Source organism: Wolbachia endosymbiont of Frankliniella intonsa, from assembly GCF_029856955.1.
Lineage (GTDB): Bacteria > Pseudomonadota > Alphaproteobacteria > Rickettsiales > Anaplasmataceae > Wolbachia.
On sequence record NZ_CP097148.1, the window covers coordinates 891,082 to 906,966 of the forward strand.

The 15,885-nt window shown below is 33.9% G+C and carries 9 protein-coding genes and 6 pseudogenes; 7 read left to right on the plus strand and 8 right to left on the minus strand.

Annotation, left to right across the window (positions count from 1 at the left end):
* Positions 1–36: 36 nt before the first annotated feature.
* The 5 genes and pseudogenes from uvrA (at position 37) to M3L71_RS05035 (ending at position 5,434) form a co-directional block, all read left to right on the plus strand.
* On the plus strand, positions 37–2,850 hold the full coding sequence (gene uvrA / locus M3L71_RS05015; protein WP_280143272.1) for an excinuclease ABC subunit UvrA: 2,814 nt from the start codon (positions 37–39) through the stop codon (positions 2,848–2,850).
* A gap of 51 nt (positions 2,851–2,901) precedes the next feature.
* Positions 2,902–3,060, plus strand: a pseudogene (locus M3L71_RS05020) (double zinc ribbon domain-containing protein); the annotation flags it as partial.
* A 61-nt stretch (positions 3,061–3,121) separates the two neighbouring features.
* Positions 3,122–3,979, plus strand: a pseudogene (locus M3L71_RS05025) (IS630 family transposase).
* A 27-nt stretch (positions 3,980–4,006) separates the two neighbouring features.
* Positions 4,007–4,258 (plus strand): annotated as a pseudogene (locus M3L71_RS05030) (ComF family protein); the annotation flags it as partial.
* Positions 4,259–4,326: 68 nt separating this feature from the next.
* Positions 4,327–5,434: pseudogene (locus M3L71_RS05035) on the plus strand (IS3 family transposase).
* A gap of 103 nt (positions 5,435–5,537) precedes the next feature.
* Here M3L71_RS05035 and M3L71_RS08595 read toward each other — a convergent pair.
* A pseudogene (locus M3L71_RS08595) lies at positions 5,538–5,708 on the minus strand (TrbC/VirB2 family protein); the annotation flags it as partial.
* 199 nt (positions 5,709–5,907) lie between these two features.
* Between M3L71_RS08595 and lepB the strand changes: the two are divergent.
* Positions 5,908–6,693 (plus strand): signal peptidase I, encoded by a 786-nt coding sequence (lepB, locus tag M3L71_RS05040; RefSeq protein WP_280143275.1) that lies wholly within the window; start codon positions 5,908–5,910, stop codon positions 6,691–6,693.
* A gap of 3 nt (positions 6,694–6,696) precedes the next feature.
* Here the strand turns inward: lepB and M3L71_RS05045 are convergent, their stop codons facing one another.
* Genes M3L71_RS05045 through iscU form a run of 4 tightly spaced genes read right to left on the minus strand, consistent with a single transcriptional unit; the run spans position 6,697 to position 9,793 of the window.
* Entirely contained in the window at positions 6,697–8,589 is a 1,893-nt protein-coding gene (locus M3L71_RS05045; RefSeq protein ID WP_280143276.1) for an Hsp70 family protein, read from the minus strand.
* Positions 8,567–9,025, minus strand: a complete 459-nt coding sequence (locus tag M3L71_RS05050; protein WP_264330518.1) for an iron-sulfur cluster co-chaperone HscB C-terminal domain-containing protein — start codon at positions 9,023–9,025, stop codon at positions 8,567–8,569. The genes M3L71_RS05045 and M3L71_RS05050 overlap by 23 nt, the downstream gene beginning before the upstream one ends.
* Positions 9,018–9,404 carry a HesB/IscA family protein gene (locus M3L71_RS05055; protein WP_006012614.1) on the minus strand — a complete coding sequence of 129 codons (387 nt, stop codon included), beginning with the start codon at positions 9,402–9,404 and terminating at the stop codon, positions 9,018–9,020. Before M3L71_RS05055 ends, M3L71_RS05050 begins: the two co-directional genes overlap by 8 nt.
* A 5-nt stretch (positions 9,405–9,409) precedes the next feature.
* Positions 9,410–9,793: a Fe-S cluster assembly scaffold IscU gene (iscU, locus tag M3L71_RS05060; protein WP_007302620.1), complete on the minus strand. Its 384-nt coding sequence runs from the start codon at positions 9,791–9,793 to the stop codon at positions 9,410–9,412.
* A gap of 176 nt (positions 9,794–9,969) precedes the next feature.
* On the opposite strand from iscU, the gene ftsY reads away from it, so the two are divergent.
* Positions 9,970–10,881 (plus strand): signal recognition particle-docking protein FtsY, encoded by a 912-nt coding sequence (gene ftsY, locus M3L71_RS05065; RefSeq protein WP_280143277.1) that lies wholly within the window; start codon positions 9,970–9,972, stop codon positions 10,879–10,881.
* 856 nt (positions 10,882–11,737) lie between these two features.
* On the opposite strand, the pseudogene M3L71_RS05070 reads toward ftsY, so the two are convergent.
* The 3 genes and pseudogenes from M3L71_RS05070 to M3L71_RS05080 form a co-directional block, all read right to left on the minus strand.
* Positions 11,738–12,744 (minus strand): annotated as a pseudogene (locus tag M3L71_RS05070) (IS630 family transposase).
* A 293-nt stretch (positions 12,745–13,037) separates the two neighbouring features.
* Complete coding sequence (gene radA / locus M3L71_RS05075) at positions 13,038–14,381, minus strand: DNA repair protein RadA (protein ID WP_280143278.1); 1,344 nt, start codon at positions 14,379–14,381, stop codon at positions 13,038–13,040.
* Between the two features lie 66 nt (positions 14,382–14,447).
* On the minus strand, positions 14,448–15,719 hold the full coding sequence (locus M3L71_RS05080) for an MFS transporter (protein WP_280143279.1): 1,272 nt from the start codon (positions 15,717–15,719) through the stop codon (positions 14,448–14,450).
* Positions 15,720–15,885: the final 166 nt, after the last annotated feature.

Genomic DNA, 15,885 nt, shown 5'->3' on the forward strand with positions numbered 1-15,885 from the left:
TATTTTGAGGCTGTAATGGTCAAAGGTACATGAAGTATGATCAGAGTTAAAGGTGCAAGAGAGCATAATTTGAAGGGTATTGATGTCAATATACCAAAAAATAAGTTAGTTGTTATAACTGGACTAAGTGGTTCTGGTAAGTCTAGCCTTGCATTCGATACGATTTATGCAGAAGGCCAACGCCGATACGTCGAAAGTCTATCGTCTTATGCACGTCAATTTCTTAATATTCAAGATAAACCAGATGTTGAGTCAATCACAGGCCTCTCTCCTGCAATATCAATTAATCAAAAGTCGATCTCAAAAAATCCAAGATCAACTGTTGGAACCGTTACTGAAATTTACGATTATTTACGTTTGATATATGCACGAGTGGGAATACCTTATTCGCCTGTAACTGGGTTGCCAATAACGAAACAGGCTGTATCTCAAATTGTAGATACTATTATAGCATTACCTTTAGAAACTAAAATATATATACTTGCTCCTATTGTGCATGGCAGAAAAGGAGAGCACTTCAAAGAGATATTGGAAATTAAAAAGCAGGGTTACGTGAGACTAAAAATAGATGGTGAAACATACAATATAGATGACTTGCCTAAACTAGACAAAAACAAGAAACATGATATTTTTGTTATTGCAGATAGAATCTCCATGTCAGATGATATAGGAAATCGACTACCAGGCAGCATAGAATCAGCATTGAGGCTGGGCCATGGCTTAATGTATGCAGAAATAGTGAACTTACCTGATAACCACAATTCCGAGTATAAAAATGGTCAAACTTTAACTTTCTCAGAGAATTTTGCATGTCCTGAGTCTGGCTTTACTCTTGAAGAAATAGAGCCAAGATTGTTTTCTTTTAACAGCCCCTACGGTGCATGCAGTTCATGCAGTGGGCTCGGTAAAAAACTAAGTGTTGATGCAAAGCTAATAGTGCCAGACGAAATGCTCTCGATATCTGAAGGTGCTTTAAAGCCAATTGGATCAATGTTACGTCAAGTGCATACAAACTATGGATTGCTAAAAAATGCAATTCTATCACTGGCTGAAAATTGCAAATTTAGCCTTGATGTTCCGTGGAAGAATATAGACCAAAAAGTGAAGGATTTAATACTTTTTGGCTCTAGAGAAATGAAATTTCAAGGTTTGGTCAGTATCCTAGAACGCCAGATGGATTACGATGCATCACTTATTGATAGGTATTGTTCTGTTACTGACTGCAAAGAATGTGCTGGCTATAGATTGAGAAAAGAAGCACTTACAGTGAAAATTGACGAAAAACATATAGGTGAAATATCAAGGCTCAGCATCGATGAATCCCTTAAGTGGTTTGGAAATTTATCAGACAAACTTACAGAACAACAAAGGCAAATTTCAAATAAAATATTAAACGAAATAATCAAAAGGCTGACATTTTTAAAGAATGTAGGGCTAAATTACCTTACACTTGACCGTGAATCTAGCACTCTCTCTGGTGGTGAAAGCCAGAGGATCAGGCTTGCTTCGCAAATTGGCTCTGGTTTAACAGGAGTCCTATACGTGCTTGATGAGCCCTCAATTGGCCTTCATCAATGTGATAATGATCGATTAATTACCACACTTAAAAATCTGAGAGACATGGGTAATACTGTGATTGTTGTTGAACATGATGAAGACACAATAATGGCTGCTGATTATGTGATTGATATTGGTCCTGGAGCTGGCGTGAATGGAGGAAAAATCGTTGCAGAAGGAACACCAGATCAGGTACAAAAAAATTCAGAAAGCATAACAGGACAGTATTTAAGTGGAAAGAAGGAAATTTCAATTTCAAAAAGAAGAAAGCAAACAACTCAGTTCATAAAGGTAGTTAATGCTTGTGAGAACAACTTAAAAAATATAAATGTTGAATTTCCTATAGGGAATTTTATTTGTGTTACTGGAATATCAGGAGGAGGGAAATCAAGTTTAGTGATAGAAACATTATATAAATACTCAGCACACAAGATAAATCATTCATCTGCAAGGCATGGTCAATGCGACAAAATAGAAGGCCTTGAGTATATAGATAAAATTATAGAAGTTGATCAATCGCCAATTGGTAGGACCCCAGCATCAAATCCAGCAACATATGTTGGTATGTTTACTCACATCAGAAATTGGTTTGCAGGTCTCCCAGAGTCGAAGGCACGAGGTTACAATATAGGCCGATTTTCATTTAATACCAAGGGAGGAAGATGTGAAGCTTGTAAAGGTGATGGGCATTTAAAGATCGAGATGCATTTCCTACCAGACGTTTATGTGAAATGTGAGCAATGTAGAGGACAGAGGTATAACCGAGAAACATTGGAAGTTACTTACAAGGGAAAATCAATTTCTGATGTGCTTGATATGACAATAGATCAAGCATGTGACTTTTTTGAAAATCTTCCAATGATAAAGGAAAAGTTGATTTCTTTACAGGAAGTAGGGCTTGGCTATATAACGCTTGGACAGTCGTCAACAACGTTGTCCGGGGGTGAAGCACAACGAATAAAGCTGTCTAAGGAACTATCAAAGCGATTTACCGGGAAAACATTGTATATTCTCGATGAGCCAACAACTGGGTTACATTTTGAAGATGTAAATAATTTACTGAAAATACTCCATAGGCTAGTTGATTTAGGAAATACTGTTATAGTTATTGAGCACAATTTACATGTTATAAAAACTGCTGATTACATAATAGATATTGGTCCAGAGGGTGGAGTAAAAGGTGGCCAAGTGGTTGCTGTAGGAACTCCAGAAAAAGTTGCACAGACTCCAAAAAGCGTTACAGGCAAGTATCTTAAAACATATTTATTGGATCAAGTATCGACTATTTCTTAATAATTAGGTTATGAGGAGCATTTTAAAAGGTATACCTAACATATTTAATTCATGAATCTTCTCTTATTAAAAAAAGCTACAGATCTCATATTTCCAAACGTATGCGTAAGTTGTGAACGTATAATTGATAAAAGTTATGATTTATGTAGTGAATGCAGTAAAAAAATCAATTTTTTAACTAAGCATTACTGTAATGTTTGTGGTGTAGTATAGCTCTTTTCATAATGGTCCAAACGGTTTAAAATAAGAGTTTATAGTAGTGAAGGTAAGTATGCCAGCAGCATATAGTTATGATTTAAGAAAAAAAGCAATGGAGGTACTAGACGAAGGGGAAAGCAGAGAAACGGTAGCAGAAAGATTTAAAATTGGAAGAACTACATTATGGGAGTGGCAGCAAAGAAAAAAAAGAAACAGGAGATTTTCAGTCGAAAAAACTTGGAAATGGAGGTTATAATCATAAAATTACCGACTGGAATAAATTTACTGAATTTGCCAAAAAAACATGGTGGAAAAACTCTATCGGAAATGGCTAAGCTTTGGAGTAATGTTAGTATCCCAACGATTCATCTAGCTCTTAAAAATTGGACTCACACGCAAAAAGACATATGGATACAAAGAAAGGAATGAAGAAAAACGTGCTGAATTTTTGAAAATTATAGCAACGAAAGAACCTCAAAACTTAGTATATATAGATGAATCTGGTATTGATAATACCGAAGACTATCCCTATGGATATTCTCAGAAAGGACAGCGATTTTATGACCTAAAATCTGGAAAGAAAACTCAACGAATTAGCATGATTGCAGCTCTAAATAGTAGAAAAATAGTTGTTCCGTTAACATTTGAGGGCCATTGTAATATGGATATCTTTAATAAATGGTTTGAGCAGTTTTTGACACCTATTTTGGAACCTGGACAAACTGTTATCCTTGATAATGCTACTTTTCATAAGTCTAATAAGATTACTGAACTTGCTAAAGAAGTTGGTGCTGAAATTTTGTATCTTCCTACGTATTCCCCAGATTTCAATAAAATTGAGCATCATTGGTTTGCTATAAAAAATAGAGCTAGGAAAAACATCCCTCTATTCACATCTTTTCGTCATGCTGTTGATTCTGCTTTTCTATGAACTTTCCGGACTATTATGAAAAGAGCTATAATTCCAGATAACATTGATACATGTGGTAAATGCATCAGTAACCCTTCACCATTTAAAGTATTAAGATCAGTTTTTGCTTATGATGAACATAGCAAAAATATGATTATAAATTTTAAATTTTTTGATAATTTAAATTATGTGAAAGTCTATGCAAAGTGGATGTACACAACTAACAAAGACATATTTCAAAATGCAGAGGTCATAGTTCCCATACCGCTACATAAAATACGCTTATTTAAACGTAAATATATATAATTCACCCCATAAACTAGACAAAAAAATGGTTGATCCGAGTAGGAAGGTAAAGGGGTAAAAGAATGGAAACAAAAAAATATGAACCAGAGTTAAAAGCAAAGATAGCTTTGGAAGCAATAAAAAATCAAAAAAGCACAGCTGAGATATGTAGTGAATATAAAATACCATCAACAAATCTATATGATTGGCGTGATAGAGTATTGGCAAGGTTAAAAGACCTATTTGTTGAAGAAAGTGAAAGTGCGAGAAAACAAAGAATCTTAGCGCAAGAAATAGAAAGTTTACATAAAGTAATAGGAGAATTGACAGTGGAAAATAGCTATTTGAAAAAAAAATTACTGAAATAAGCAAAAAGATAGAGTAAGGTTTATAGAAAAGATTCTGATCTGTCAATTAGGAAACATGCTGATTTATTGGGGATTTGCAGATCTAGCCTATATTATAGGCCTATAATTAATAACGAAAGTGAAGTAGCAAATTTGATTCAAGAAGTATATTTGGCTTCTGATTGCCGTTATGGATATCGTAAAATTACTGCTGAAATCATAGCGAGTGGGGTAGTAGTCAATCGCAAAAAATCTTAAGAATTATGAAAAAATGAAGATTAGTGGGCTGTATTGTAGAAAAGATGTAATACAAGTATTAAAGAAAAAGCATAAAATATATCCTTATCTACTCAAAGATTTGATTATTTGTAGAGTTAATCAGGTATGGGCTACTGATATAACATATATTATGGTAGAAGGTAAGTTTGTCTATTTTGTGGCAATAATGGACTTGTATAGTCGCTATATTATTGCTCATTCATTATCACCATATCTCGATGCTGGATTTTGCCTTTATACTCTCAAAGAAGCTCTAAAACAAGGTAAACATGAGATTTTTAATAGTGATCAAGGGGTACAGTTTACTTGCTACAACTTTATTACGGAATTAGAGCATGCTAATATTAAAATCAGTATGGACCATAAAGGACGTTGCTTCGACAATATATTTGTTGAGCGCTTATGGAGAACTTTAAAGCAAGAAGCTATATATTATTATAGACCAAATAGTATCAGAGATTTGAATCTTATAATAAATGACTTTGTTGGTTGGTATAACTATAGAAGGCTACATCAGACTCTAAATTATAAAGTTCCTGCTGATCTTTATTATCATAAACAGTAAATGAATATATTGATAAATACTTTAAATGTGTGTCGACGTATTTATCAACATATTCATTTTAAAAATCGGATCACTTTAAAAAAATGGTCTAGACAAATGGGTGCACTATAACGGTCATAAGCGGTCCACCTATTCCCCAAACGTAGCCAATAATATTACATATTACTTGAGCAGTTGTATCGTCATTAGAGTTAGCAGCACTTCCAACATGAGAAAAAGAAATAAATAATACTATAAGTAGAATACAAAAAACCTTTCTAATTGTAGGGTTCATCCCTATACCTTAAGTTTAAATATTATAACTATATCTAAAATAGTATAATTTTCAGTAAAACTAGCATTGTGATTTATACAATATTGCATAGCAAATGATGTCTATTGGTTATCAATCACTGTCAATTACTTGAGAGCTTATTTCGACTTTCGAAAAAGAGCAATAACACCCATGAGTAAAATTTCACATTACCACTTTTATGTGTTATGATAAGCTTAAATTTATAAAGAAAACAAAATTGAAAGAATTGATAGAGAACCGGATAGCAAGAACGAGAAAGTTTTTATCTTCACTGTTTTTTTTGCTACTAATTGCGCTATCAATACGTAGTTTTTTATTTGAGCCATTTCATATTCCTTCTGGTTCAATGAAAAGCACTCTAGTTGAGGGAGATTATATTTTTACTAGTAAATATTCATATGGTTATAGTAAACACTCTTTTCCATTTTCTCCAAACATCTTTAGCGGTAGAATCTTTTATACCCCTCCGGAGCGTGGTGATATAATAGTTTTCAAGCCTACAAGAAATGACAGCATTAGATTTGTTAAGCGGGTAATAGGAATACCAGGCGATAAAGTGCAAATGATAGAGGGGGAGTTATATTTAAATGATCAGAAAGTAAAGCGAAGACAAATTGAAAATTTTTTTGATTATGAGTCAAAGAGTAATATAGCAAGATACATCGAAACACTCCCGAGCGGCAAGGAGCATGAAATTCTAATAGATAATGTTTCTAATAAGTTATCGTACAATACTCCAGTTTATTATGTTCCTGATGATCAATTTTTTGTTATGGGAGACAATAGAAATAATTCTTTTGATAGCAGGTTTTCTGAAATTGGGTTAATACCAACTGAAAATATAGTTGGGCGCGTAAGCATGGTTGGTTTATCGTTTAAATTAGGCAAAGTTGATTGGTTACCGTTTGATTTTAGGTTACCTATTGCTCTGAGATTTGACAGGGTACTTCACAAAGTTTTATGAACTCTATCTGTCTGCTGATTCGCATAATTCTAAAGCAGAGTTTTCTAACTCAGAGATAGCATTATTAATGTTGTCTAAGTCATTTTCCTGTAAAGCGTCTTTTGTGTTCTGTAGTAAAATTTTTAACTTTTGCTCAGTGGAAACATTTTCAACTAGATGTATGAGCTTGTTACCGTTAATCTTAGCCTCTGCAAGGGAACGAGCCTTCATGTCTTCATCAAAGTTACTTACTGACTGATTGACCATATCTTGAATATCTTCTTCACTTAAGCCAGAGCTTGAATTTATTTCAACTGTCTGTTCGACTCCAGTAGTTTTTTCTCTTGCAGTGACAGTCAATATTCCATCAATGCTAACTGTAAATCCTATTTCAACTTTTGCAGAACCTGCAGGCAATTGTGGTATACCTTTGAGTTCAAATCGTGCTAGAGATTTATTATCTTTTATCATTTCACGTTCTCCTTGACAAACGTGAATTTTCATTGCTGTTTGCCCGTTAGCGTAAGTTGTAAACTCTTTTATTTCTGAAACTGGTAGTGGTGTATTTCTTGGTATAATTTTTTCAACTATTCCCCCCATAGTTTCTATGCCAAGTGATAAAGGCAGCACATCAAGGAGAATATTCCTATCTTTTGAGTTTGAAGTTAAATAATGAGCCTGCAAAGCTGCCCCATTGGCAACTGCTTTGTCCGGATCCACATCATTCAGCACTTTATTGCCAAAGAGTTTGATTAGTGAATTTTGCACTAATGGCACTCTAGTTGCGCCACCAACTAAAATTACCCCTTTTATATCATCGATTTTAAGATCTATGTTGCTTATAGTACGAGTAACTATATTTATAGTCTTATTAACCAAAGGACTGATTGCTTGCTCGAATTCTTCTTTGGTAATTTTGCACTTAAATAATTCACCATTGATGCTGAATTCAAAAGTGCCAGAGGTATCTTCACTTAGGTACTCTTTTATAGCACGTATATTGCAGATACCAGTTTTAGTGTATGAATGTTGTAATTTGTAGGTAGTTGTATCAGATGGTGTCAGTCCAGTGCTTGACACTGGAATCCAGTTCTTATTATATAACTTTCTGGTGTGTTCAATTGCAATCAAACTTTCTGGATCCCAGACTGGGATGACACTAGAGCATTTTTTATTTAAACCTACCTGTTCTCTATACTTTTCAAGCACGATTAAACTAAGTAGATGATCAAAATCATCACCACCAAGTTTAGTATCACCACCAACTGCAAGAACTTGAAACACTCCTTGATGTAATTTTAATATTGAAATGTCAAATGTTCCACCACCGAGGTCATAAACTGCATATATGCCACTGTTATTGTTCTTTCCAATGGAGTAAGAAAGTGCTGCAGCGGTTGGTTCATTAATGAGGCGAAGAACATCTATGCCAGCTAATTTTGCTGCATATTTGGTTGCGTTACGTGCTGAATCATCAAAATAAGCTGGTACAGTAATCACTGCTTTGTTAACTTTCATCCCTGTGAATTTTTTTACCCTCTTGCATAGAGTTTTTAGTATCTCAGCAGAGATCTCAATAGGAGTGAGATACTTTTCTTCTGAGCATTTTACCCTAATAACTTTTTCACTTTCGTTATCTATTTCACAATTGATACCTTCTTTATGCAAGTCTTTAACACTTTTACCCATTAAGCGTTTTATAGAGCAGATAGCGTTTTCGCCAACATCGTAGCCTACTTTTAGTACATCCTTTTCATATGAAATGACAGAAGGTAATAGTTCACGACCTTGCTCATCTTTAAATATTTCTACATTGCCAGCTTTATTTACCATGGCAATTAAAGAGTTAGTAGTTCCAAGATCTATACCAAAAACTACCTCATTTGAACTTGGTTCAGAAATTTGAACTGGCCGCATTTTCCTTCATCTCCTCAAATGACTTATATAAATATCTCAATCTAAAAACTTGCGTAGCAGCTTCATCAAAATTTTTTGTAGCAAAAGCATTAATTAGGTTTTTAGTACAATCTTTTACCTTTTCATCAATCATCCTACTTGCAAATTGTAAATCATCGCAGTCTAGAAAGTATTCTCTTATTTCCATTGATTCATTTAATATTTCAGGATCAAGATGCTCTTTTTTGCTTTTTACGTCAAAAAGATCCAACAAATGTTCGGCACGCTTTAGCGGTGACTTCAGTACCTGATAAGCTTTGTTGATATTTTCCATATTTTTGGACTCTCTTTCATTTATATCAGTTTTGCTTAGCTCAATATATTTTTTCTCCAGCTCATCAAAGCTGATGTTAAAAGCCGGTTCAATTCCAAATAATGTGAAATGGTTGCTAGACATGAAAACTCTCTCCACAACCACATTTTCCTTTCTCATTAGGATTTTTGAAAATAAAACCTGATGAGAATTTTTCCTCTACATAATCCATTTCAGAGCCAAGGATAAACATGATAGATTTTGGATCGATCAGCACCTTGACTTTTTGATCATCACTGCAGCTTTCTTCAATTACCGACTCCAAAGGACGAACATCATATGCATACTCAATATCATATTTTAAACCAGAGCATCCTTTTTGCTTAATTAGAACTCTTATTCCTATTGCTTCTTCAAGGTTAGCATGCTTCTTTTTGTCCAATAAAAACCTTACCCTCTCTACTGCATTTGCAGTTAGAGTGATAGGTTTTTTAACAGAATTTACTCCTTGAAATTCACTCATATTCCTCAATGTTTTTGTTTATTTTGATAATCATGAATAGCAGCTTTTATAGCATCCTCAGCAAGTACTGAACAGTGTATCTTTACTGGCGGCAAAGACAATTCTTCCACTATTTGAGTATTCTTTATCTTTGTTACATTCTCAATAGTTTTTCCTTTGATCATTTCTGTAAGCAAAGAACTTGAAGCTATAGCAGAACCACAACCAAAAGTTTTAAATTTTGCGTCTTCAATAACACCTTTATCGTTGACCTTTATTTGCAGTTTCATTACATCTCCGCATGATGGTGCACCAACTAAACCAGTACCAACATTTGGATCATTTTTATCCAGAGAACCAACATTCCTTGGATTTTCGTAATGATCTAAAATTTTCTCATTATAACTCATAGATTACCCGTAAACCATTACTTACATTATAACATATTTAGGTTAAAAACTACAGTAAAATACACTAGCAAGCGGTACATTTTACTCATAAAATATATAGGTTACGAGTGTATTTACTTTACAAATACATATAGTGCATGTCATTCTTTATATGGTAATTTTAGAAGGAGTATTTCTTGAGTTTATTCAGTAATCTTTATCAAGGACTATTAAAAACCTCCTCCCGTTTTAGTGATGGAGTAAAAAATATTTTTTCTGGCAAAAAAAAATTAAATCAGTCGCTTTTAGATGATCTGGAAGAGCTGCTGATCAGCATGGACATAGGTCATAAAACTTCTAGATTGCTTATTGATAAGCTCGCAAGTATCAAATTTGAATCAGAAGTTGAGCACAACGTTATCACACAGCAGTTAATGAGCGAAATAGAAGCAATATTAAACCCTGTTGTGCAGCCGCTCATTTTGAATAAAAAACCACACATAATAATGGTGTGCGGAGTGAATGGTAATGGAAAAACTACAACTATAGGTAAACTTGCCTATAAGTATAAGGAGAAAGGAAAATCCGTTATGCTTGTTGCGTGCGACACATTCAGAGCTGCTGCTAGTGAACAGCTAAATATCTGGGCAGAACGTTCTGATTGCTCTATTGTTACTGGAGAGCACGGTAGCGATTCTGCAAGTGTGGCATATAGAGCTGTAAATCAAGCGATAAAAGATAGCGTTGATGTTGTTTTGATTGATACAGCAGGAAGGCTACAAAACAATGTAAATCTCATGCAAGAGCTGTCAAAAATACATAGAACGATAAAGAAATTGGATGATACTGCTCCTCATGATGTTATTTTAGTTCTTGATGCAACTACTGGCCAAAATGCTTATAGCCAATTAGAGGCCTTTAGTAAAATGGTTAGTGTTACCGGGTTAATTGTAACAAAGCTAGATGGTGCTGCCAAAGGTGGAGTAGTGATTGGGCTTGCAGAAGCTTATAAGGTGAAATTACACGCTATAGGAATTGGTGAAAGTATAGAAGACCTAAGGGAGTTTACTGGCAAAGAGTTTGCTGAAGCTCTGTTTAAATCTGATTGAAGATTTTTTTCAATTCTTTTATGTGACCAAGCTTAATTATCATGAGAAGCCGTTTTTAGATGTTCTCATTCCAGCATGTGACGCTGCTTACAGGTGATTATTGGGTTGGGTGAGCCGTTAACGTATAAAAATTACTTCCGCATATTTTCAATCTAATTATAATTACAATTAGAGATATTTTAAGAGCTCAAAATCTATCTTTGTCTGCAGACTTTTTAGTTAATTTTTCAATAAAAATGTAGTGTATCTTCTTCAGTGTGCGTGGGTGCACACACATACTTAATCTCTGTCGTATGTGCACTGCATCTTTTTTCTAACTCTTTTTTACACAGGAGGATTTTATGTCCAGAATTCCAGACACTTGACCTTTACTTTAAAACCAACTGGTGCCTACGGTTTTTATAAAAAAAATACGAAAAATAGAAATACTTTAAAGAATATGAAATAAGGATCTAATTTAAAACTGTTTCAATTATAGTTAATAGCAAAATTAAGGTTTTTTTATCAATCTTTATTCCACCTTTGCATTCCTCAATGATATGAATTTTTTCATAAGGTATCATAAAGCTATGTTGCTTTGAAAAATATTATGCTAATATTAGAATAATATTCACACTTATATGTTAAAATTATATTAAACTTTTAATTAAGGAATATATTATGACGGAAAATATATTAAGTTATGGTCCTACGTTAGAGCAAAAATCTTTATGTGATAAAAAATGTAAAGATGGATTTTTGGTAAAATATAATAGTCTAACATAATTGGAAAACTGCCTTAAGGAATGTGAGTCTTCTCATTCTATCTCATCTCATTCACAAAAATTAATGTTTAATGATCTAATACCAAAATCCATTACTGACGGAACAAATAAGAAACATTACAAACTCGTTTAATAGTAGTACTGGAAATATTGACAATAAAATTACACAAAACATCTTCAAGTAAACCTATGGTATCGTAGATACTATTGCGTAAAGTATTGTATTTGATATATTGCCACAACCTTTCAACAGGATTCAGTTCCGGTGAATAAGGAGGCAAGTATATGATGGTAATGTTTTCCTGAATTTTCAAACTTTTTGATCTATGCCAACTTGCACAATCCATTACAAGAAAGGCTTCTTTCGTGCCTAAATCTTTCGACATCTGCTCCAGAAATATATTCATACAATCAGTGTTTACATATGGAGCAAGTAGGCTAATTTTCTTACCACTTCTTGGATTTACCGCACTTTAGATATAGAAATTTTGTCTACCAATTTTCATTTTAACCTGCGTTCTGACCCCTTTTTTAAACCATCCCTGTCCGATTTTTGAATGAGTCCCAAATCGTGATTCATCAAAAAAAACACCTCCCTTTTAGGGTGGAAATTGACTATTTTATTGAAGTATCTTTTAAACTCTTCTTGCTTGTTTTTATCTTGTTTATGGTGCATTGGCCTCGGTGTTATGTAAGAAAATTTCATCCTTTGTATCTCACGGTGCACTGTTGATTTGCTGATGTTTAGGGCAAATTCCTCTGAGATTTTTATTTGTACTTCCTTAATAGTAATATTTGGATTTCTTTCTACCCATATTTCAATTTGCTCACGTTGATTTTTGTTTAATTTGCTTTTTCTTCTCCGCTGAAACGGGGCAAATAATTTTTCTACTCTACCAAATTTTAGATGCTTTATCCATTCAGTCAAAGCAGTCCTTGAAATTTTACATATTCTTGCCACAGCGCTTATACTACTTTCTTTTCCTGCTATCACCGCTTGTAACTTTTTTGAAACATATGCGTTATTTCTTACCTTTTTTAACATTTCTTTCGCTAAATTTACAACTCTTTCGTCTAATAGTTTTGACCTTAATGCCATTTATACCTCGCTATTTCACTTACTCTAGTATGACTTTTTCCCCATTATTCTCTATCTGTTCTTTCTATAGCGGGAATTGGTGTAAGTAAGAAATTAGAAGTTAATGCAAGCAATCTCCTTGGTGATAGCATAAAATTATCATTTATAGTAGATGAAATACATGCTCAAGATCCAATGAATTTTTAATTACAGTAAAAACAGTAAAAAAAGAAGCCAGTGTCACCTACTTGAATGACATTATGGAAGATAGGATGACATCCTTCTCACAAGCAAAATGTTCATGCAGATAATATTTAATTGTGATTGAAGATCTCTTTTAACTCTTTTATATGACCAAGCTTAATTATCTCAATATCATGAGAAGAATAATTGCCATTTTTAGGCATAATCGCTTTTTTAAATCCTAACCTTTGTGCTTCCCTTAATCTGAGATCAGCATGCGAAACGTTTCTAATTTCTCCTGAAAGTGCAACCTCACCGCAGATTATTGAAGAAATTGGCAGCGGTAAATTTACTAAACTTGAAATAAGGGAAGCAGCAACAGCAAGGTCAGCTGATGGTTCCTGTATTTTGAGTCCTCCCGCAATGTTTAGGTATACTTCTTTATCATGCAAAAACATTTTACAACGAGCACTTAGAACCGCGATTATCATAGCTAATCTATTAATATCCCAACCAACTACTGCTCTTCTTGGAGTTGCCATATTAGTCCTTGCTATTAATGCTTGCACTTCCATTAAGATTGGTCTTGAGCCTTCAACTCCTGCAAATACGGAGCTGCCAACCACTTCTCTATCATGTACGGTCAAGAATAATGATGATGGATTATCAACAGGCATGAGTCCTGCTTTAGACATCTCAAAAACACCAATTTCATTTGCAGGGCCAAATCTATTTTTAATAGTACGTAAAATGCGATATTGATTACTATTTTCACCCTCAAAATATAGTACTGTATCTACCATATGCTCCAGGGTTTTAGGTCCCGCTATTTGTCCATCTTTCGTTATATGGCCAACTATTAAGAGAGAAACACCATATTGCTTTGCAAGAACAGTCAATTCATGAGCGCAGGTACGGACTTGAGTTACAGTTCCTGGTGCTGATGTGACTTTGCTATCATACATAGTTTGTATAGAATCAATTATCAAGAACTTAATACTTTTATTTTTCCTTATTGTTGCTACTACATCAGTTAAAGATACTGTAGATAAAAGCTTAATTTTAGGTTCATTTATCTTAAGACGCTTTGCTCTGAGGCTCACTTGTTCTAAAGATTCCTCGCCAGATACATAAAGACATTCAAAAGAGGAAAGTTGTACAACATTAGCTACAATCCTAAGCAAAAGAGTAGATTTTCCAATTCCAGGTTCACCACCAATTAAAATGCTAGCACCTTGAACGATACCTCCACCAAAAACTCTATCTAACTCTTCTATTCCTGTTAAAAAACGATCGGGGGTAATAATTTCACTATCTGATAACGCTTTTATTGAAATTGGTGCAGATGTACTTCTCGTTTCTGTTTTTAGTACTATTTCTTCGACAACCGTATCCCAACTGTCACATGCAATACACCTTCCTACCCACCTTCCAGTGCTATGACCGCAGAATTGACATACGTATGCAGTTTTCATAAAAGCCAAAATTATAATTGTAATAAAAATTAGCTAAATAAGTGAAATAAATTTAAATAGAGAAAATTACCAATCACACTTTTTATCTTGTGGTTTTATTTTCAATATTGCTACTAAGCTGACTAATAAGCAAAAAATTACATAAAGCCCAGCAGCAAAGTCTATTTTAGGAAACATTATAGTAAACCAAGTGCATATCATAGGAGTAAATCCTCCATACAAGGCAAAAGAGATGTTGCGTGATAAGCTAACACCACTAAATCTAACATTAGTAGGAAAAAGTTCAGCAGTAACTATCCCTATAGGATTAATACCCCTCTCGATTATAGAAAGAGCCATAACACTCAACATGATTATAAGATAGCTTTTATAGTAATATGCAATAGACAACATAGGACAACATAATACCATTGTTATCACTATAAATAAGATTGCAGTGCGTTCTCTTCCTGTTTTATCAGCTAAAATTCCAAGCACTATTGAAGATATCGGCATTAATATGCTGGTTATAATGAGTACAACTTCGTTGACATACGTTGTTACATAAGTTTCAACAGACACTATTTCTTTTGCAATTGTTCTAAGAAATATGGTAAATCCAACAGAAACATTAACAGGTACAGATATTAAAATGGCAAGTATCAGGGCTCTTTTATAGCGTTTTGTAAGCTCTATTATTGGTAAATTAGGTAAATTTCTTTGTTCTCGATTTTTTTCATACGCTGGAGTTTCTCCTAGTGTATATATACTATATGCGCTTATTAATCCTAAAATGGCTGAAAAAATAAACGGCAGCCTCCAACCCCAAGCGTTAAAATCAGTGGTTTTTTTACAAATGATCACTGCAACCACAGAGAGCAATATGCCAATGGAGCGACCAAAACTTATTATTCCAAAAAACATTCCTAGTTTTTTCTTATTAGGTAAATGCTCTATGAGATAAACAGAGCTACCTCCTTGCTCAGCGCCAAGTGCAACCCCTTGTATCAGATGGATTGTAAGAAGCAACATAGTAGAGGTTATTCCTATTTTACTATAACTTGGAATAAACGCAACGAGACTAGAAGGAATCGATATTAGCAAGATAGCAATCGTTAACGCCATTCTCCTTCCATACCTATCACCAATGTGACCAAATACAGATGCACCAAGTGGTCTTACCATTGCACCCATTCCTGCAATTCCAAACAATTGCAATATGCTGTAGTAGATATCTTTTGCATAACAAAATTCTCTACTAATTATATTAACCAGATCAATAAAGAGCATATTGTCATACCATATTGCGATTCTACAGAGTATTGTTGCAATCAATATTCTTGTTTGTTGATTGTACACTTAGTTTAATTTGTAAATGTCTACTTATTTTTATTTTGGCTGCTTTTTAGAACTTTGCAACCCAAGCGTATGGCTTATACGTAAATATTATTAAAATTGGAACTTGCATAACCAGCCAGTCTGGGATCAAATAAAAAAATCTGGTCATCCGCTGGAATGACATGGT

Coding starts and splice junctions, on each gene's coding strand:
- uvrA (WP_280143272.1), top strand. CDS start 37: ATGATCAGAGTTAAAGGTGCAAGAGAGCATAATTTGAAGGGTATTGAT.
- lepB (WP_280143275.1), top strand. CDS start 5,908: ATGTGTTATGATAAGCTTAAATTTATAAAGAAAACAAAATTGAAAGAA.
- M3L71_RS05045 (WP_280143276.1), bottom strand. CDS start 8,589: ATGCGGCCAGTTCAAATTTCTGAACCAAGTTCAAATGAGGTAGTTTTT.
- M3L71_RS05050 (WP_264330518.1), bottom strand. CDS start 9,025: ATGTCTAGCAACCATTTCACATTATTTGGAATTGAACCGGCTTTTAAC.
- M3L71_RS05055 (WP_006012614.1), bottom strand. CDS start 9,404: ATGAGTGAATTTCAAGGAGTAAATTCTGTTAAAAAACCTATCACTCTA.
- iscU (WP_007302620.1), bottom strand. CDS start 9,793: ATGAGTTATAATGAGAAAATTTTAGATCATTACGAAAATCCAAGGAAT.
- radA (WP_280143278.1), bottom strand. CDS start 14,381: ATGAAAACTGCATACGTATGTCAATTCTGCGGTCATAGCACTGGAAGG.